Annotated in this window: 15 protein-coding genes; 8 read left to right on the top strand and 7 right to left on the bottom strand. The window is 72.7% G+C overall.

Annotated elements, in window-relative coordinates:
• The first annotated feature begins 109 nt into the window (after positions 1-109).
• Together ACZ67T_RS01235 and treZ are read left to right on the top strand one after the other, a co-directional pair.
• Positions 110-1,060, top strand: coding sequence for a GNAT family N-acetyltransferase (locus tag ACZ67T_RS01235; protein WP_469980843.1), 951 nt, complete (start codon positions 110-112; stop codon positions 1,058-1,060).
• Positions 1,061-1,196: 136 nt separating this feature from the next.
• Positions 1,197-2,945, top strand: coding sequence for a malto-oligosyltrehalose trehalohydrolase (gene treZ, locus ACZ67T_RS01230; RefSeq protein WP_469980841.1), 1,749 nt, complete (start codon positions 1,197-1,199; stop codon positions 2,943-2,945).
• An 18-nt stretch (positions 2,946-2,963) separates the two neighbouring features.
• Here treZ and ACZ67T_RS01225 read toward each other — a convergent pair whose 3' ends face one another.
• Together ACZ67T_RS01225 and ACZ67T_RS01220 are read right to left on the bottom strand one after the other, a co-directional pair.
• Positions 2,964-3,890 (bottom strand): aminoglycoside phosphotransferase family protein, encoded by a 927-nt coding sequence (locus tag ACZ67T_RS01225; RefSeq protein WP_469980840.1) that lies wholly within the window; start codon positions 3,888-3,890, stop codon positions 2,964-2,966.
• Positions 3,891-3,895: 5 nt separating this feature from the next.
• On the bottom strand, positions 3,896-5,020 hold the full coding sequence (locus ACZ67T_RS01220) for a M24 family metallopeptidase (protein ID WP_469980839.1): 1,125 nt from the start codon (positions 5,018-5,020) through the stop codon (positions 3,896-3,898).
• Between the two features lie 214 nt (positions 5,021-5,234).
• Between ACZ67T_RS01220 and ACZ67T_RS01215 the strand changes: the two genes are divergently transcribed.
• Positions 5,235-5,987 carry a metallophosphoesterase gene (locus ACZ67T_RS01215; protein ID WP_469980837.1) on the top strand — a complete coding sequence of 251 codons (753 nt, stop codon included), beginning with the start codon at positions 5,235-5,237 and terminating at the stop codon, positions 5,985-5,987.
• A 21-nt stretch (positions 5,988-6,008) separates the two neighbouring features.
• Here the strand turns inward: ACZ67T_RS01215 and ACZ67T_RS01210 are convergent, their stop codons facing one another.
• Together ACZ67T_RS01210 and cyc2 are read right to left on the bottom strand one after the other, a co-directional pair.
• Complete coding sequence (locus ACZ67T_RS01210) at positions 6,009-6,602, bottom strand: PDZ domain-containing protein (RefSeq protein WP_469980836.1); 594 nt, start codon at positions 6,600-6,602, stop codon at positions 6,009-6,011.
• Positions 6,603-6,887: 285 nt separating this feature from the next.
• Complete coding sequence (gene cyc2 / locus ACZ67T_RS01205; protein ID WP_469980835.1) at positions 6,888-9,086, bottom strand: germacradienol/geosmin synthase Cyc2; 2,199 nt, start codon at positions 9,084-9,086, stop codon at positions 6,888-6,890.
• Between the two features lie 144 nt (positions 9,087-9,230).
• Between cyc2 and ACZ67T_RS01200 the strand changes: the two genes are divergently transcribed.
• Positions 9,231-9,701 (top strand): universal stress protein, encoded by a 471-nt coding sequence (locus ACZ67T_RS01200; protein ID WP_469980833.1) that lies wholly within the window; start codon positions 9,231-9,233, stop codon positions 9,699-9,701.
• Positions 9,702-9,771: 70 nt separating this feature from the next.
• The gene (locus tag ACZ67T_RS01195; RefSeq protein ID WP_469980832.1) at positions 9,772-11,853 is read left to right on the top strand and encodes a prolyl oligopeptidase family serine peptidase; all 2,082 of its coding nucleotides are present in this window, start codon (positions 9,772-9,774) and stop codon (positions 11,851-11,853) included.
• Between the two features lie 45 nt (positions 11,854-11,898).
• On the opposite strand, the gene ACZ67T_RS01190 is transcribed toward ACZ67T_RS01195, so the two are convergent.
• Positions 11,899-12,684 carry a pentapeptide repeat-containing protein gene (locus tag ACZ67T_RS01190; protein WP_469981348.1) on the bottom strand — a complete coding sequence of 262 codons (786 nt, stop codon included), beginning with the start codon at positions 12,682-12,684 and terminating at the stop codon, positions 11,899-11,901.
• A 314-nt stretch (positions 12,685-12,998) separates the two neighbouring features.
• On the opposite strand from ACZ67T_RS01190, the gene ACZ67T_RS01185 reads away from it, so the two are divergent.
• The 3 genes from ACZ67T_RS01185 to ACZ67T_RS01175 all read left to right on the top strand — a co-directional run bounded on the left by ACZ67T_RS01185 (position 12,999) and on the right by ACZ67T_RS01175 (position 15,668).
• Positions 12,999-13,790 (top strand): alpha/beta fold hydrolase, encoded by a 792-nt coding sequence (locus tag ACZ67T_RS01185; protein ID WP_469980831.1) that lies wholly within the window; start codon positions 12,999-13,001, stop codon positions 13,788-13,790.
• Positions 13,787-15,097 carry a cytochrome P450 gene (locus ACZ67T_RS01180; protein ID WP_469980830.1) on the top strand — a complete coding sequence of 437 codons (1,311 nt, stop codon included), beginning with the start codon at positions 13,787-13,789 and terminating at the stop codon, positions 15,095-15,097. Before ACZ67T_RS01185 ends, ACZ67T_RS01180 begins: the two co-directional genes overlap by 4 nt.
• A 109-nt stretch (positions 15,098-15,206) precedes the next feature.
• Positions 15,207-15,668, top strand: a complete 462-nt coding sequence (locus ACZ67T_RS01175) for a hypothetical protein (RefSeq protein ID WP_469980829.1) — start codon at positions 15,207-15,209, stop codon at positions 15,666-15,668.
• A gap of 19 nt (positions 15,669-15,687) precedes the next feature.
• Here the strand turns inward: ACZ67T_RS01175 and msrB are convergent, their stop codons facing one another.
• Positions 15,688-16,095, bottom strand: coding sequence for a peptide-methionine (R)-S-oxide reductase MsrB (gene msrB, locus ACZ67T_RS01170; protein ID WP_376251070.1), 408 nt, complete (start codon positions 16,093-16,095; stop codon positions 15,688-15,690).
• 13 nt (positions 16,096-16,108) lie between these two features.
• Positions 16,109-17,503 (bottom strand): UDP-N-acetylmuramate--L-alanine ligase, encoded by a 1,395-nt coding sequence (gene murC, locus ACZ67T_RS01165; protein WP_469980827.1) that lies wholly within the window; start codon positions 17,501-17,503, stop codon positions 16,109-16,111.
• Positions 17,504-17,572 lie beyond the last annotated feature (69 nt).

The following is a 17,572-nucleotide window of genomic DNA, read 5'->3' as shown; positions in this document are numbered from 1 at the left end:
GGTGACGGAACGCGGTGTGTGGAAAACCGGGCGCGCCCGTCCCGTGCCCGCTGCTACGTTCGACAGCTCGGACCGCCACCGGGCGCGTTCACGTGGACCAGGAGAATTCTTGACCGCTGCACCGCAAGGAAGCCCGCCCCCGACGCACGACGACGCGGAGCTGACCGTCCGCGCACTGACCGAGGAAGACGTTCCGCTTTTCCGTACGTTCGAGGATCCGGGCCTCGTGGGCCGCGTCATCACCGGCGTCGGCCATCGCACCGTCGCCGAGGGCGGCGACTACCGCCCGGAGTGGACCTGGGTCGCCCTGCGCGAGGGGCGCGTCGTCGCCCGGGCCGCCTGGTGGGGCGGCAAGGACGACACGGAACCGGTGAACCTGAACTGGTTCGACGTCCTTGAGGACGATGTCGAAGCGGGCGCCGAACTGCTGCGGCGGGCCCCGTTCGACGTCGAGTACGAGCTGATCCTGCCCGCCCGCTGGCGTGAGGACCCGCGGACGCGGGCGGCCGCCGAGGCGCGCATGGAGGCGGTCACGCGGGCCGGCAAGAAGCTGCTCGTGGAGCGGCTGCGCTACCGCTGGACGCCCGAGAACGGCCTGCCGGAGCGCCCCGGCCGCCTGGAGTTCCGGGCGGAACCCGACGACGAGGTGATCCTCGACGTGCTGCGCCGGGTCCACTCGGCGACGCTCGACGCGCACGCGCGGCACACCATCGAGGAGTCGGGCCTCGACACGGCCGCGCAGGAGGAGCTGGACTTCTTCCACTGGTGCCCGTCCCCGCGCGAGTGGTGGCAGCTTGCGTACACGCCGCAGGGCGAGCTGGCCGGCCTGCACATCCCCGCCCACAACCCCGGCGGTCCGTGCATCGGGTTCATCGGCGTGGTGCCGGAGCAGCGCGGTCACGGCTACGCGTACGACCTGTTGGTCGAGTCGACGCACTTCCTGGTGGAGCGCGGCGCCGAGTTCATCGCCGGGGCGACGGACGACGGGAACTTCCCGATGGCGGCCAACTTCACGAAGGCCGGGTACCCGGTCACGGAGAAGCGCATCCATTTCGTCTGAGGTTCACCGGCCGGTTCGGCCGGCGGGTCCGATCCGGCGAGGAATGCGCGGAACCCGCTGCGAATCCCAGCGGATCGATCTCCGCTGACGCAGGATGGACGGGTCGTCACTGTCGGCAGACAAGGGGGAACCGTCCGTGCAGTTCGAGGTGTGGGCACCACAGGCAGAGCGGGTCGCGCTCCACTGCGAGGGCACCACGCGCGCGTTGGAGCGCGATCCGGACCGCGAGGGGTGGTGGGCGGGCGAGGCCGACGCGCAGGACGGTTCGCGCTACGGCTTCGCGCTCGACGACGGGCCGGTGCTGCCCGACCCCCGCTCGCGCCGCCAGCCGGACGGGCCCGACGGGCTGAGCGCGGTCGTCGACCATGCGCGGTACACGTGGCGCTCGGAGTCGGGGCCGGGCAGCGGCCTCCCCGGCGCGGTCCTGTACGAGCTGCACGTGGGGACGTTCACGCGTGAGGGCACGCTCGACGCCGCGGCCGAACGCCTGGGCCACCTGGTCGAGTTGGGCATCACCCATGTGGCGCTGATGCCGCTGTGCCCGTTCCCCGGCCGGCACGGCTGGGGCTACGAGGGCGTCAGCCCGTGGGCGGTGCACGAGCCGTACGGGGGCCCCGAGGCGCTGAAGCGTTTTGTCGACATGGCGCACGGGCTCGGGCTCGGCGTCGTCCTCGACGTGGTCCACAACCACCTGGGCCCCTCGGGCAACCATCTGCCCGCGTTCGGGCCGTACTTCACCGACACCCATCACACGCCCTGGGGCGCCGCGGTCAATCTGGACGCCCCCGGTTCCGACGAGGTGCGCGCGTACTTCGCCGGCAGCGCGCTCGCCTGGCTGCGCGACTACCGGATCGACGGGCTGCGCCTCGACGCGGTGCACGCGCTGCGCGACACGCGCGCGGTCCACTTCCTGGAGGAGCTGTCCACGGCCGTCGACGCCCTCGCCGAGGAGCAGGGCAGGCCCCTGTTCCTGGTCGGCGAGTCGGACCTCGGCGACCCGCGCGTGATCACCCCGCGCAACCACGGCGGCCTCGGGCTCCAGGCGCAGTGGAGCGACGACTTCCACCACGCCCTGCACACGGCGGTGACGGGCGAGTCCCAGGGCTACTACGAGGACTTCGCGAAGGCGCCGATGGCCGCGCTCGCCAAGACCCTGAGCCGGGGCTACTTCCACGACGGCACGTACTCGACGTTCCGTGGCCGTCATCACGGCCGCCCCATCGACCGCACCCGCACCCCCGCGCACCGGCTGCTGGGCTACGCCCAGACCCACGACCAGATCGGCAACCGCGCGCAGGGCGACCGGCTCTCCGCGAGCCTGTCCCCCGGGCTCCTCGCGTGCGCGGCCACGCTCGTGCTGACGGGGCCGTTCACGCCGATGCTGTTCATGGGCGAGGAGTGGGCCGCCGGCACCCCGTGGCAGTTCTTCACCGACCACACCGACCCGGCGCTCGCCGACGCCGTACGCAAGGGCAGGCGACGGGAGTTCGCGTCGCACGGGTGGGCCGAGGACGACATTCCCGATCCGCAGGACCCGGCGACCCGGGAGCGCTCCTGCCTGGACTGGTCGGAGCCGGACAGCGACTCTCACGCGCGCGTGCTGGCCTGGTACCGCGAGCTGATCGCGCTGCGCCGTGTGCGGGCCGACCTGACGGACTCCGACCTGGCGGCCGTGCGCGTGGCGTACGACGAGGAGGCCCGCTGGATCGCGTACCGGCGGGGCGATCTGCGGGTGGCGGTGAACCTGTCGGACAAGCCGGCAGCGGTGCCGGTCGGCCGGAACGGCTACCGGGTGCTCGCCGCGTGGGAGCCGGTGGGGCTGCCCGGCAAGGACGGTCTGCTCACCGTCCCTCCGCAGTCGTGCGCGGTGCTCGTCGGGCCATGAGCCGGCCCGTCAGGGGCTTCAGCCGCTCTCCTGGTCCTTGTCGGCGAGTTCCGTCACGAGTTCGAGGAGGATCGCCTCCCACGCGCGCTCCAGCTGGGTGCGCAGCAGCGGCACGGGGCTGTCGTCCGTGCCGTGGAGGCGCTCGCCGAGGCGGACGAGAGTGTCGCAGCGGGCCAGCCACAGGCCGCGCAGGCTGGCGCGGGCGCCGTAACCGGCGAGGGTCGCCGCGCGGACGGCCGCGCGGGCGCCGACCGAGACGCACAGGCCCGCGATGTCCTCGGCCGGGTCGCCGATGAAGGCGTCGGTCCAGTCGAGGACGCCGCGCACCCGGCCGTCGGGGGTCACGTTGAGGTGCTCGCCCTTGAGGTCGTTGTGGACCACGACGGCGCCGGGCTGCGGGGCGAGCTGGGCGGCGGCCTGCTGGGTCAGCTGCCCGAGGCGCACGGCTTCGAACTCGCCGTCGCCGCCGAGGAGTTCGGCGGCCCGCGCCCCTTCCCGGCGCAGTACGTCGAGGGAGCGCGGCGCGGTCCTGGTGAGCCCGAGCGCCTCGGCCCGCGCGGTGGGCACCTCCCGGAGGCCGCCGAGCAGCCCCGCGAGGTCCTCCTCGCCGGCCGCGGTGACGTCGACGACCTCGCCCGACGCGCCCGGCAGCCGCGTATCGAGGGTGTACGTGCGTCCGGTCGCCCACTCGCCGGACGCGAGCGAGGCGGGCACGGCGATGCCGACGTGCTGGCGCACGAGGTCACGGAGCCTGATCTCGCGGCGCTGGCGCGCGGACGACGGCGCGTCGAGGGCGAGGCGCAGCACATAGCGGGTGCCGACCCACCAGGTGGAGTGCTCGCCGCCCTCGGCCACGGCGCTGACGTCGAGCCGCCCACTGTCGGGGAGGAGGGCGTCCAGCAGTTTTCGTACGGTGTCCTGAGTGGGCCGCGGGGCGTCGGACATGGCGTCTAGCTCACGATCGCCATGTCCCGCGACGTGCTGTTCAGCCGTCGTACGCCGTCCTCGGTGACCGTCACGATGTCCTCGATGCGCACCCCGAAGCGGCCCGGAAGGTAGATGCCCGGCTCCACGGAGAAGCACATTCCGGGGACGAGGGGCAGTTCCTCGCCCTCGATCATGTAGGGGGGTTCGTGGGTGGTGACGCCGATGCCGTGGCCGGTGCGGTGGATGAAGAACTGGCCGTAGCCGAACTCGGTGATCACGGCGCGGGCGGCGCGGTCGACGTCCTGGCAGGCGGCGCCCGGTTCGACCGCCGCGCAGCCCGCCGCCTGCGCCTCGCGCACGACGTCGTGGACGCGCTGCTCCTCGGCGGTGGGCTCGCCGACGTGCACGGTGCGGGAGGTGTCGGAGCCGTAGCCGTGCTTGAGGCCGCCGAAGTCGAGGACGACCATGTCGCCGTTCTCGATGACGCGTTCGCCCGCCTCGTGGTGCGGGTTGGCGCCGTTCGGGCCGGATCCGACGACGGTGAAGTCGACCTGCGAGTGCCCGAACTGCCGCAGCAGATCGGCGAGATCGCCCGCGACGTCCGTCTCCCTGCGGCCCGCGAAGGGCACCTTCTTGATCTCCTCGTACGTGGCGTCGGCCGCCTCGCCCGCCGCCGTCAGCCGTTCGAGTTCGGCCGCGTCCTTGACGGCGCGCATCATCGGCAGGGCCTCGGTGAGGGAGGCGTACGAGGTGTCGGGCAGTGTCTTCTGCAGCCCGATGAGGTGCATCGCCCACGCGTTGTCGCTGATGCCGAAGCGCCCGGAGGCGTCGAGGAGGGGTGCGGTCACCGCGTACGGGTCCTTGCCGTCGGTCCAGTCCCGCAGGGTGAGGGCGTCCGCTCCCACCGCCTTCGCGGCGTCCGGTGCCTCGAGCGTGGGGACCACGAGGACGGGGTCCTGGCCCGGGGCGAGGACGAGCATCGTGAGGCGCTCGGTGTCGGCGGTGGGCGAATAGCCGGTGAGCCAGACCATGTCGGGGCCGGGGGCGACGAGGACGCCGGCGAGCCCCGCGTCGGCCGCGGACCGGGCGGCGCGCTCCATCCGGGCCCTGTAGTCGTCGGCCGTGAACGGCGCGGGCGTGGCGGTCATCCGGTCCTCCGGGTGCTCCGAGCTGAACCTTGCTTCTCCGAACGGGACGTACGGGCAGCATCCTGCCCGCCCGCAGGGCCCGACGCGAGTCTGTTCCCGCATGCGCGCGCCGTCCGGCCGGGCCGCCATCTAACGCCTACCCATTGAGCAACCATTACAACTAATGGTTAGATCGGCGCTATCCGTTAAGACCCTTCGCCGGAGGACTACGACCATGCTTGTACTGGCCCAGATCAGCGACCTGCACCTCGACGGGTCCCCGCGCGCCACAGCGCGCGCCCGGCGCGCAATCGACCACCTGCGGGCGCTGCCGGGCCCCCTCGACGCCCTCCTGGTCACCGGCGACATCGCGGACCACGGCGCGGAGTCGGAGTACGAGGAGGCGGCGGAGCTGCTGGGGCTGCACGACGGCGGCGCACCCTTCCCCGTCCTGACCTGCCCCGGCAACCACGACAGCCGGACGCCCTACCGCAAGGCGCTGTTGCGCGAACCCCCGGCCGAGGGACCGGTGAACCGGGCCCACCACGTGGGCGGCGCCGTGGTCCTCATGTGCGACTCCAGCATCCCGGGCGCGGACGAGGGCCGGCTCGACGAGGAGACGTACGGCTGGCTGGAGGACACCCTCGACGAGATCGACGGCGAGACGCCCGTCCTGCTCGCGTTCCACCACCCGCCGGTGCCGCTGCACCACCCACTGCCCGACGCGTACCAGCTGGCCCGACCACGGGAGCTGGCCGCCCTCCTGGAGCGGCGGCCGGAGATCGCCGGGATCATCGCGGGGCACGCGCACACCCCGGCCGCCACCGTGTTCGGGGGCCGTCCGCTGGTGATCGGCCCCGGGGTGACCTGGACGCTGCGGCTGCCCTGGGAGGGCGAGGGTGTGGCGGACCGGGACGCCCCGGTGGGCCTGGCCTTCCACATCCTCGACGACGAACGGCGGCTGACGACACACTTCCGGGTGGTCTGATCTCCCCCATCGGGCGATCCCCTAGATCACCACTCCAGGAGTCACCGCCAGCACCTGGCGCACGCCCGACTCGTGCCGGACCGTCAGCGTGACCTGCCGGCCCGGACGCGCGGACTCCACCGCCCGGGCGAGGTCGCCCGCCGAGCCGATCCGCGTCCCGCCGAAGGCCGTCAGTACATCGCCCCGGACGAGACCGGCCGTATAGCCGGGACCGGGCACGTGCACGCCCACGAGCAGCGCCCCCGCCCCCTCGGGCGCGTCCACCGCCTCGACGCCGAGCGCCGCCCGCACGGGGCGCGCGGAGAGCGACGGCGAGGCGGAGGCGGTCGGCGGATGTGGCGGTGCGAGCGCGGACGGCCGCGGCGCCGCCCCCGCCTGCTGCTGCATCTCGGCCAGCTTGCTCATGCCTATGACGGCGGCGCCGACCGTGCCGAGGCCGACGCCCGACAGCACGAGCACCGCGCCGAACAGCAGGCCGAGCAGCAGGGTGACGAGGCGCTTGCCACGGCGCCGAGCCGCATGCGGGCGGCGGCCGCCCGAACCGTTCCCCCGGGCCGCCGCCTCACGGCGCGGGGCTCCGGGCATCGACTTGGGGCGCAACGCGGTCTGGTCCATGGCCCACCTCCGGCCAAAGCTCTACCCGTCCGCGTCCGGCGCGACGATCCTCGAACGAGTGAGACTGAACCGGGCATTTCTGGCATCCGGTCAGCCGCCGTGCCCACCCTGCCCCTCGCGCCCTCCATGCCCCGCGCCCCGCCCCGTGGTCGAACTTCATCGCCTCGGCGGGCATCACGACGAACGGCCGCATCATGCCCATGCCCTCGCGCTCCAGGAGATGGTCGGGCGCGAGCGGCGCGCGTGCCGCCGACCGTCGCGTCGAACCCCGACACGTCGTACGTGTCACGGCCGAGGCACCGCACCCCACGAGGGTTCCATGAATCCCTCATTACGGCCGAAAAGGTGCGGCAACTGCCCCGGTACGAAGCCATGCGCGCGCCGGGCCAGGTCGGCGGCTCCGTAACGGCGGCAGTCGCGGTGCCAGTTGAGGATTCCGGCCATCCAGTTCTGGAGCTCCACCACGTAGCCGTCCATGGCCGCCCGGGCCTTCGGCGACAGCTTGAAGTCGTCGTAGAGGACGGGGAATTCATGGGTGGCGACATGTTCGAACTGCTGCAGGCGCTGCGTCATCAGGTCGTGCACGACGCCGAGCGCGGTCGGGTAGTCGCAGCCGAAGAAGTTCTGCACGACGAGGATGCCGTTGTGGATCTCGCCCTCGTACTCGATCTCCTTCTGGTACGAGAACACGTCGTTCAGGAGCATCGCGTAGTCGACGGCCGCGTTCTCCAGGGAGCGGACGGGGCCGCTGCGGTAGACCTCCGGGGGCACGTCGGGGCCGTGGCCTAGGCGGCACAGGTTCATGGTGAGGTCGGCGCCGAACGTGGCGCGGCGCATCTCCAGATAGTCGACGGGGTCCGGGATGCGGTTCTGGAGCCGGTTGGACAGCTCCCACACCCAGCTCTCGGTCATGACGTCGACGGACGCCTTCAGGGTGCGCCGCTGCGCGGTCGTCATCCCGGCGGCGGTGCGGGCCCAGAGGTCGGCGAGACCGCGCTCCATCGCGTTCACGGGCGGCGGGAACTCGCCGCCCTCAATGGGCATGCACGCGGACAGCCGCTCGGTGCACAGCTTCGCCGCGGCGAGGTCGCGCCGGTTCCCGAAGACGAGCGGATAGTAGTCGTCCCCGTACGTCCCCCAGGCCAGCCAGTGCGCGCTCAGGTCCAGGGCGTCCTGGTCCCCGTCGGGGTCGATACCGGCCGAGCACAGGGGCAGGTCGTAGGCGGCGAGCTTGTCCTCGTCCCAGACACCCTCCTCCAGGATGCCCATGGCGTGCGCCCACGAGGTGATGCGGCGGCGGGCCAGTGCCAGGCCCGGGTTCAGCCGGAGCGTGAACGGCATGCAGAGGTCGGGGATCCGGGAGGGCCCGACCTTCTGGAACGGCACATGCGTGTAGGCGCGCAGCCGTTCGGCGCCCGCCGCGGCGAGCAGCGCGCCGATGTCCGCACCGGAGGTGCCGATCCCGGTGGGCCCCGCCAGCGGGTTGCTCCCGGTCGCCCCCTCGTTCATGTACCGGCTGGAGCGCAGATGCCATTCGTGGCCGCCGGACTGCCAGTCCTGCAGGCCCCTCGTGTAGGCGGCGACCGCGGCGGCCTCGGACGGTGTGAGCCCTTTCTCGACGGCGAGGACGGGCACTTCGGTGAGCGCGGTGTGCTCGAACTGGTGGAGGCGCGAGGTGAGGATGTCGTTGACGGTCTGCGCGGCCTCCTGCGTCGTACAGCCGAAGAAGGTCTCCAGGACGAGTACGCCGTTGCTCAGCTCGCCCTCGTCCTCGACCTCCCGCTGGTACGAGAAGAGGTCGTTGCGCAGGTGCACGGCGTCGGAGAACGTCTCCATCAGGACGCGCAGCGGCCTCGACCCGGCGACGGACGCGGGCACTTCGGAGGTCGCGTACTCGACGAGCCCCGCCGACCAGGGCGCACCGCCGACCTTGCGGCGCATCTCGATGTACTCGACGGGGTTGGAGATCCGCCCCTCGTCGATGTTGGACAGCTCCCACATCGACTCGTTGAGGAGGTGCTCGGTCGACTCGGCGAACCTGCCGCGCCAGTCCTCCGACATGGCGGGCACGGTGCGCGCCCAGAGGTCGGCGAGGCCGGCCTCGACCGGGTTCTGCGGCTCGGGCACGGGGGTCGCCAGGTCCATCGGCATGAACAGCGGCAGGCGGTCCAGATAGGCCTTGCCGCCCTCGCGGTCCATGGTCCGCTTGAACGTCTCCAGGAAGTGGTCGTCGAAGAAGAAGACCCACACGTACCAGTCGGTGACGAGGGACAGGGCGGGCCCGTCGCAGTCGGGGTGGGTGTACGCGCACAGCAGTCCGTAGTCGTGCGCGTCGAGGTCGCTCTGCTCCCAGATGCCCGACCCCTCCAGCATGCCCATCTCGCGGGCCCACTGCGTGGAGTGCGCCCGCGCCTCGTCGAGGTGTGGATTGAGCCGCGCCTGGTACGGCATGTAGAAGTGCGGCAGTTCGAACGGCTGCGTCATGGCCCGGCCCTACCCGTGGCCCCCGGCGGACATCCGGACGGCGGCACATGATCGCACCATCGCGTGAACCGGCGACTGATGAGCGTCCGGACGGGGAAAAGGGCGGTACCCGATCCCACCCGATCCCCAGCTGAGGAGTCTTCGGTGAGCCAGGCCACGGAGCCGTTGATCGTCGTCGGAGTCGACGGTTCGAAGCACTCGAAGGAAGCCCTCCACTGGGCCGTGCGACAGGCCACGCTCGTCGGCGGCCGGGTGCACGCCGTCATGAGCTGGGAGTGGTCCACGAATCCCTTCAGCCTCGGCGGGCCGGCCGACGGGGACACGGAGTTCGGCGGCCACGAGCTGCTCTCCCCCGAGGAGACCTCGCGCGTCAAACTCCTCGACATCGTCACGGAGACGGTCGGCGAGAGCCCGCCCGTCCCGGTGCACAGCCGCATCGTGCAGGGGCCCGCGGCGAAGGTCCTCGTCGAGGCGTCCGGGGCCGCCGAACTCCTCGTCGTCGGCACCCGCGGCTACGGCGGCTTCAAGGGCGCGCTGCTCGGCTCGGTGAGCCAGCAGGTGACGCAGCACGCGCACTGCTCGGTCGTGGTGGTGCGACACAAGTCCGACAGCTGACGCGAGCGCCGGCCCCGCCCCCGTCGCCCACCCGACGGGGTGTCAGCGGCGCGCGTGCCAGAGTGCCCCCATGGATGATGCCCGCGAGTTCCCACGCCAGTACGCCCGCACCCGCCGCTTCGCCCTGGGCGCGCCCAGCCGGTTCACGGTTTCGGCCGACGGCGAGCGCGTCCTGTTCCTGCGCACGGGCGGCGGCGCCGACCCCGTGAGCGCGCTGTGGCTCCACGAGGACGGTGAGGAGCGGGTCCTCGTGAACGTCTCGCGCACCGCGCGCGCGGGAGACGTGCCGGCCGCCGAGCGCGTGCGCAGGGAGCGGGCGCGAGAGAGCGCGGTCGGGCTCGTCTCGTACTCGGCCGACGCCGAGTGCCGCACCGTCGTGTACGCCCTGTCGGGAGCGCTCTGGGCCGTGCGTGTCGCGGACGGCGTCCCGTTCCCCGTGTCGGCGGCGGGCCCGGTCGTGGACCCGCGCCTGTCGCCCGACGGCCGTTCGGTCGCGTACGTCACCGGGGGCGCCCTGCACGTCGTCACCCTCGACGGCGAGGACCGGCTGCTCGCGGGGCCCGAAGGCCCTGACATCACCTACGGGTTGACCGACCACGCGTCCTCGGAGTCGATGGGCCGGGCCCGCGGACACTGGTGGGCGCCCGACGGCGGCGCGCTGCTCGCGGCGCGCGTGGACACGTCGCGTGTGCAGCGCTGGTATCTCTCCGACCCCGCCGACCCTTCGGCGCCGCCGCGCGCCGTGCGCTACCCGGCGGCGGGCACGGCCAACGCCGACGTGTCGCTCCATGTGCTGCACCTGGACGGCTCACGGGCCGAAGTGGACTGGGACCGCCAGGCGTTCGAGTACGTGCCCGTGGCCGGGTGGGACGCGCACGGCCCGTTCGCCGCGGTGCAGAGCCGCGACCAGCGGACGCTGCGCACGCTGGCCGTGGACCCCGCGACGGGCGCCACCCGCCTCCTGGACGAGCAGCTCGACGCGGCCTGGGTCGAGCTGGTCCCCGGCGCCCCGTGCCGCACGGCGTCCGGCGCGCTGGTGACCACCCGCGACGAACAGGACACCCGCCGCCTCGTCCTGGCCGGGAAGCCGGTGACCCCGGTGGGCCTCCAGGTCCGCCAAGTTCTGGGCGTACAGGGTGAGTCGGTGCTGTTCGAAGGCGGCGACGAGCCCACCGAGACCCATGTGTGGACCTGGGCGTCCGACGCGGGCTGCGTCAGGCTCACGGACACACCGGGCGTGCACACGGCCGTCTCGGCGGGAGGCACCACGGTCCTGGTGAGCCGCCGGGAGGACCGTACGACCGTGGAGGTGACGAACAAGGGCAACCCCGTAGGGGAGATCGCCTCGCTGGCCGAGCGCCCCGTCGTCCCCACGCGGCCCGTTCATCTGCGGCTCGGGGAGCGGGAGTTGCGCAGCCAGCTGTTCCTGCCGTCGTGGCACACACCGGGCAGCGGCACGCTCCCCGTCCTGGTGAACCCGTACGGGGGCCAGCACCTTCTGGTCGCCACGCGCGGCCTCGGCTGGCCCGCGCATCTGTCGCAGTGGTTCGCCGAGCAGGGCTTCGCGGTCCTGGTCACGGACGGGCGCGGCTCCCCGGGGCGCGGCCCCGCGTGGGAGAAGGAGATCCGCGGCGACATCCTGACGCACGCCCTCGACGACCAGGTCTGTGCCGTGCAGGCGGCCGGGGCGCAGTTCCCCGACCTCGATCTGACGCGGGTCGCGATCCGCGGCTGGTCGTTCGGCGGGTTCCTGGCAGCGGGCGCCGTGCTGCGCAGGCCCGACGTCTTCCACGCGGCGGTCGCGGGCGCGCCGCCCACCGACCAGCGGCTGTACGACACGCACTGGAAGGAGCGCTATCTCGGCCACCCCGACGAGGAGCCCGAGAACTACGAACGCTGCTCCCTGATCGCCGACGCGCACCTGCTGCGCCGGCCGCTCCTGCTGGTGCACGGGCTCGCCGACGACAATGTGGCGGTCGCGCACACCCTGCGCCTGTCGGCGGCGCTGCTCGCGGCGGGCCGCAGCCACCAGGTGCTCCCCCTGCCGGGCGCGACGCACATGGTCACGCAGGAGAGCGTCGCGGAGAATCTGCTCCTGTTCCAGCTCGACTTCCTGAAGAAGTCCCTGGGGTCCGACGCTCCGGGGCTCTGATCCCTGCTCCCCCAGGACTGCGACGACTCGCCGAGAGGCGTGCGCCTACCAGTGCGCGGGGCGGCTCAGGGTGGCCGGGATCCTGGTCGAGCCGTCCCCGCGGGCCGCGTTGACCTGCGCCTGCGTGAGGAAGATGCTGCCGGTCAGATCGGCGCCCTGAAGGCGCGCGTCGCGCAGGTCGGCCCCTATGAGGTCGGCCTCGCGCAGGTCGGCGCCGCGCAGGTCGGCCGCTATCAGGTAGGCGCCGCGCAGGTTGGCACCCCGCAGATCGGCGCCCTTGAGACGGGCGCCCATCAGGTCGGCGCCCCGGTGGTTCTTCTTCCGGCCGGGCACGGCCGCCCGTACGAGTTCGCTGACCTTCAGGAGGGTCTCGCTGACCTCGCCGCGGAGGGTGGGGACGTCGGCCGCGGAGAGGGTGGCGGCGTCGGCGCGGGTGAGCTCCTCGATCCCGTCGAGGGCGCGCCGCACGTCCACGTGCGCCGGGCGGGCCCGGTCGAGCTCCAGCGCCTCGGTCAGGTACCAGAGCAGTTCGTGCAGTTGGCGCATGACGGGGAAGACGTCGAACATCGTGCGCGCGGTCCCGCGCGACGTACGCCAGTCCTCGCCGCCGAACGTGACCTGTGACACCTGCTGACCGGCGCCGAAGCAGTCGAAGACCGTGCAGCCCGAGTAGCCCTTGTCGCGGAGCGTGGTGTGGATGCCGCAGCGGAAGTCGTCCTGGAGGTTGTGGCACGGCCGGCCCGCGGCCTTGTCCGCGGCGAAGTCGGAGGACTTGGCGAAGGGCAGCGCGACACAGCACAGCCCGAAGCAGTTCCCGCAGTCGGCGCGCAGATCGAGCCGGCGCCGGTGCCCGGCCTCCGCAACGGCGCCGGTGCCCGGGGCGGAAGTGCCCTGGACGGTTGCGGTGCCCGGGACGGCCGCGTCGGACGCCACGGCCTCAGGACGGTTCTCGCGCTTCTGGGACAACGGGCCCGGTCTCCTACGTGGTGTCTGTTCGACGGGTACGGCGTCGTCGCCCGTGCCCGGATGGAGCCTCATTGTCCCCGGTGCCGCCGCGCGCCCTTGTGCGCCCCTGGGGTGGCGGGCCACGGTGGTGCGGCGCAGGCAGGGACCGCTCGTCCCCTCACCGACCGTCAGGAGTCACCGTGGCCTCCTTCGTCCTCCCGCATGAGCTGCACGGCACGGGACCGCACAAAGTGGTCGCCGTGCACGGCTGGTTCGCCGACCGCGGCGCCTACACCCCGCTGCTGGCCGACCTCGACCGCTCCGCCTTCCAGTACGCCTTCGTGGACCTGCGCGGCTACGGCGAGGCCAGGGACGCGGGCGGTGCCTACACCACGGCGGAGGCCGCCACCGACGTGATCGCACTTGCGGACCGACTCGGCTGGGAGCGGTTCTCGGCGATCGGCCACTCGATGGGCGGGAGCGTCGCCCAGCGGATCCTGGCCGCCGCGCCCCACCGGCTGCGCAGGCTGGTCGGCGTCTCGCCCGTCCCGGCGTGCGGGCTGCCGCTGCCGCCCGAGCAGTGGGACCTCTTCGCCGGCGCGTCCCACGCCCCGGAGAACCGCCGCGCCATCCTCGACATCACGACCGGCGGCGCACGCCCGGCCGCCTGGCTCGACCGGATGGTGGAGCGGTCGCTGGAGGTCAGCGATCCGAAGGCGTTCCGGGCCTGGCTGGACTCCTGGGCCGGCGAGGACTTCCACACCCGGGTGGAGGGCACCACGGTCCCCGCGCTCGCCGTCACCGGGACGCTCGACCCGGCGCTCTCGGCCGACCTGATGCGGGCCACCTGGATGAGCTGGTACGCCCGCGCCGAACTGACCGAACTCCCCGCGTGCGGCCACTACGCGATGGACGAGACACCGCTCGCCCTGATCCGGACAGTGGAGGACTTCCTGAGGGCGGACGGGCCGGACGACGAGGCGCACGTATGACGGAACCGACCAGTGCGCCGCCCACCGCGGACGCCTCGGACACTCTGGATGTCCCGGCGGATGTCCCGGACATCCCGGACGTCTTCGACCCGCGCCGGTACGCGCGGGGCATCCCCCACGACAGCTACCGCACGCTCCGCGACCACCACCCCGTCGCCTGGCAGGAGGAGCCGGAGGTGCTGGGCTGGCCCGCGGGCCCCGGGTTCTGGGCCGTCACGCGCCATGCCGACGTGGTCCGCGTCCTCAAGGACACGGCGACGTACTCGTCGTGTCTGGGTGCCACGCAGATCCGCGACCCCGACCCGGCGGACCTGCCGTTCATCCGCTCCATGATGCTCAACCAGGACCCGCCGGACCACGGCCGGCTGCGCCGCCTCGTGAGCCGCGCGTTCACCCCGCGGCGCGTGGACCGCTTCGCCGCGCTCGCCCGCGACCGGGCCCGTGCCCTGCTCACGGCGGCCGTCGCGGCCCCCGGCCCCACCATCGACCTGGTCTCGGCGGTCACGGACGACTACGCCCTCCTGAACCTCGCCGACCTCCTGGGGGTCCCGGACTCCGACCGCGGCCTTCTGCTGCACTGGACGCAGCGCGTCATCGGCTATCAGGACCCGGACGAGGCGGACGAGCCCGTTCTCGACGCCGACGGCAGGCCGGTCAACCCGCGCTCCCCCGCGATGCTGCGCGACATGTTCGCCTACGCTCGCTCGCTCGCCGCGCACAAGCGGACCCACCCGGCGGACGACGTCATGACGGTCCTGGCCACCGACCCCGACCTGGCGGCGGCCGAACTGGAGATGTTCTTCTTCCTGCTCACGGTCGCCGGCAACGACACGGTGCGCAGCGCGGCCCCCGGCGGCCTTCTGGAGCTGGCCCGGGCGCCGAAGGCGTACGGTCTGCTGCGCGACGGGAAGGCCGACCCGGCGACGGCGGTGGACGAGCTCCTGCGCCGCCACCCGCCGGTCCTCACGTTCCGCCGCACCGCCGCCCGCGACACGATCCTGGCGGGCCGCCGAGTCCGCGCGGGTGACAAGGTCGTCGTCTTCCACGCCTCGGCCAACCACGACGAACGCGTCTTCGACGACCCGCACCGGCTCGACCTCGCCCGCAGCCCCAACCCGCACGTCTCGTTCGGGGACGGTCCGCACGTCTGCCTGGGCGCGCACTTCGCGCGCCTGCAGCTGCGGGTGCTGTACGAGGAGACCTGTCGGGCCCTGCCGGTGCTCGAGCCGGCGGGCCCACCACGGCGGCTGCTGTCGAACTTCATCAACGGTGTGAAGGAGCTCCCGGTCGCCACGGCCCCCGGCTGACGTCTCTCCCCGGTCTCTCGTGGCCCGGTCACCCGCCGGGCCCGGTACCGTGGGGGAGGAACGATCTCGTGGGCCTCCTGGCGGGCTGCGTGAACCCAGGAGGAACCAGATGACGACGAACCGCGGACGCAAGCACGTGATCCGGAGCCGGATGACGTCGACCGGAGAGTCGTACGTCGTCGCCGCGAAGAACCTCAAGGCGATGAAGGACATGGGCGCCACCGCGGAGGCCGTGCGCACCCAGCGCTGGCGGCCCGCGGACTCCCTCGACGTCCCCTGCCCCTGCGGCGGCACGTGCGAGCCCGGCGAGAAGTGCGACCGCTGTCACGCCCGCCACCGCCACGTGGGCCGCGCCCCCGGCAGCCTCACGGACGTCGAGACGTGGATGGACAAGTACGACTGCATGGGCTGCGCGTCCTCGTACACGCTGACCGTCGTCCTGCCCGGCCGCCCGTGGGGCATCGCCGAGACGGTGGTCCAGGGCGGCTCCGCGGAGCCGGAGGTCCGGGCCCGCGTCTTCCCCGGCGTCGTCCACCCGATGATGCGCCCGGAGACGCCGGCGGAGGACTGAGCCTCCGCCGGGGCCGCGGTCAGCCCGCTTCCGGCGCCAGCTTCAGCGAGATCGAGTTGATGCAGTACCGCTGGTCCGTCGGGGTGGGGTAGCCCTCGCCCTCGAAGACGTGGCCGAGGTGCGAGCCGCAGCGGGCGCAGCGCACCTCGGTGCGGACCATGCCGTGCGAGCGGTCCTCGATCAGCTCGACGGCGTCCGTGTCCTTCGGGTCGAAGAAGGACGGCCAGCCGCAGTGCGACTCGAACTTCTCGCCCGAGGTGAAGAGCTCCGCGCCGCACGCGCGACAGGAGTAGACACCCTTGGTCTTGGTGTCCGTGTACTCACCGACGAAGGCGGGCTCGGTGCCGGCCTGGCGCAGTACCGCGTACTCCGCCGGGGTCAGTTCCGCGCGCCACTCCTCGTCCGGCTTTTCGACGTCGTACGACATTCAGCTCAGTCCTTCACTTGGCGAGGCGGTCCAGGATCTGCGGGCCGAGCTCCGTGACGTCACCCGCGCCCATGGTCAGAACAAGGTCGCCCGGCTTGACCATTCCCGCGATCACGTCGGGCACGGTCGCCTTGTCCTGAACGGCGTCCACGTCGGCGCCCGCGGCGCGGGCCGCGTCGATGATGAGGCCGCTGGTGATGCCGGGGATCGGGTCCTCGCGGGCCGGGTAGATGTCCAGGACCACGGACGCGTCGGCGAGGGCGAGGGCCTCGCCCATCTCCTTGCCGAGCTCCTGGGTGCGGGAGAAGAGGTGGGGCTGGAAGACGACGAGGATCCGGGAGCCCCCCGCGGCCGAGCGCATCGCCTCGAGGTCGGCGGACATCTCGGTGGGGTGGTGCGCGTACGAGTCGATGACCTGTACGCCGTTCTCCTCGCCCTTGAGCTGGAGGCGGCGCTTGACTCCGGTGTACGACTTCAGGGCCGCGGCCAGGTTCCGGGAGGGGATGCCGAGCGCGACGCCGGCGGCGAGCGCCGCGACCGCGTTGTGCGCGTAGTGGCGGCCGGGGACCGAGACGGTGAAGGTGAGCAGCTTGCCGTCGAGGAGGACGGTGACCTCGCTGGTCAGACCGCGCGGAGTGACCTTGTGGATGCGGACGTCGGCCGCCTCCGACTCGCCGTACGTGACGACCTTGAGGGACGTCGTGTCGCGCAGCCGGCGGGTGAGCTCGACGGCGCCGGACTGGTCCGCGGCGATGACGAGCGTGCCACCGGGGACGATCTTGGAGGCGAAGGTCTCGAAGGACTCGTAGATCTCGTCCATCGACGCGTAGTTGGCGTGGTGGTCGAGCTCGACGTTGAGGACGATGGCGACCTCGGGCGCGTACTTGTGGAAGCTGCGGTCCGACTCGTCGGCCTCGGCGACGAAGATGTCGCCCTCGCCGTGCAGCGCGTTCGAGCCGGGGGCGTCGAGGTCGCCGCCGATGGCGTACGAGGGGTCGAGGCCCAGGGAGGACAGCGACACCGCCAGCATCGACGTGGTCGTCGTCTTGCCGTGCGTGCCGGCGACCGCGATGGGGCGCAGGCCCTCCATGAGGGAGGCGAGCGCGTCGGAGCGGTGGACGACGGGAATGCCGAGCTCGGCGGCGCGAACCAGCTCGGGGTTGTCGGCGCGGATCGCGGAGGAGACGACGACGCAGGTGGCGTCCGGCGCCAGGTGCCCGGCGTCGTGGCCGATGTGGACGGTGGCGCCGATCGAGCGCAGCGCCTCCGCCGTGGCGGACTCCCGGGAGTCACTGCCGGCGACCTGGGCGCCGCGCTGCGTGAGGATCTTCGCGATGCCCGACATTCCGGCGCCGCCGATGCCGATGAAGTGCGGTCGGTCCATGGCGGTGGGCAGGCCGGGTGCCATTGATTTCTCCCTGGGACGGTGTGCTGCTGCGTGCCCACTGCGGCGGGCAGGCTCAGCCTACTTTCTCCG

Source organism: Streptomyces sp. NPDC107517, assembly GCF_055582645.1.
Note: the sequence above shows the minus strand (reverse complement) of the source record. Positions and strands in the feature narration are given on the sequence as shown.

Coding starts and splice junctions, on each gene's coding strand:
- ACZ67T_RS01225 (WP_469980840.1), bottom strand. CDS start 3,890: ATGTCCGACGCCCCGCGGCCCACTCAGGACACCGTACGAAAACTGCTG.
- ACZ67T_RS01220 (WP_469980839.1), bottom strand. CDS start 5,020: ATGACCGCCACGCCCGCGCCGTTCACGGCCGACGACTACAGGGCCCGG.
- ACZ67T_RS01215 (WP_469980837.1), top strand. CDS start 5,235: ATGCTTGTACTGGCCCAGATCAGCGACCTGCACCTCGACGGGTCCCCG.
- ACZ67T_RS01210 (WP_469980836.1), bottom strand. CDS start 6,602: ATGGACCAGACCGCGTTGCGCCCCAAGTCGATGCCCGGAGCCCCGCGC.
- cyc2 (WP_469980835.1), bottom strand. CDS start 9,086: ATGACGCAGCCGTTCGAACTGCCGCACTTCTACATGCCGTACCAGGCG.
- ACZ67T_RS01195 (WP_469980832.1), top strand. CDS start 9,772: ATGGATGATGCCCGCGAGTTCCCACGCCAGTACGCCCGCACCCGCCGC.
- ACZ67T_RS01180 (WP_469980830.1), top strand. CDS start 13,787: ATGACGGAACCGACCAGTGCGCCGCCCACCGCGGACGCCTCGGACACT.
- ACZ67T_RS01175 (WP_469980829.1), top strand. CDS start 15,207: ATGACGACGAACCGCGGACGCAAGCACGTGATCCGGAGCCGGATGACG.
- msrB (WP_376251070.1), bottom strand. CDS start 16,095: ATGTCGTACGACGTCGAAAAGCCGGACGAGGAGTGGCGCGCGGAACTG.
- murC (WP_469980827.1), bottom strand. CDS start 17,503: ATGGCACCCGGCCTGCCCACCGCCATGGACCGACCGCACTTCATCGGC.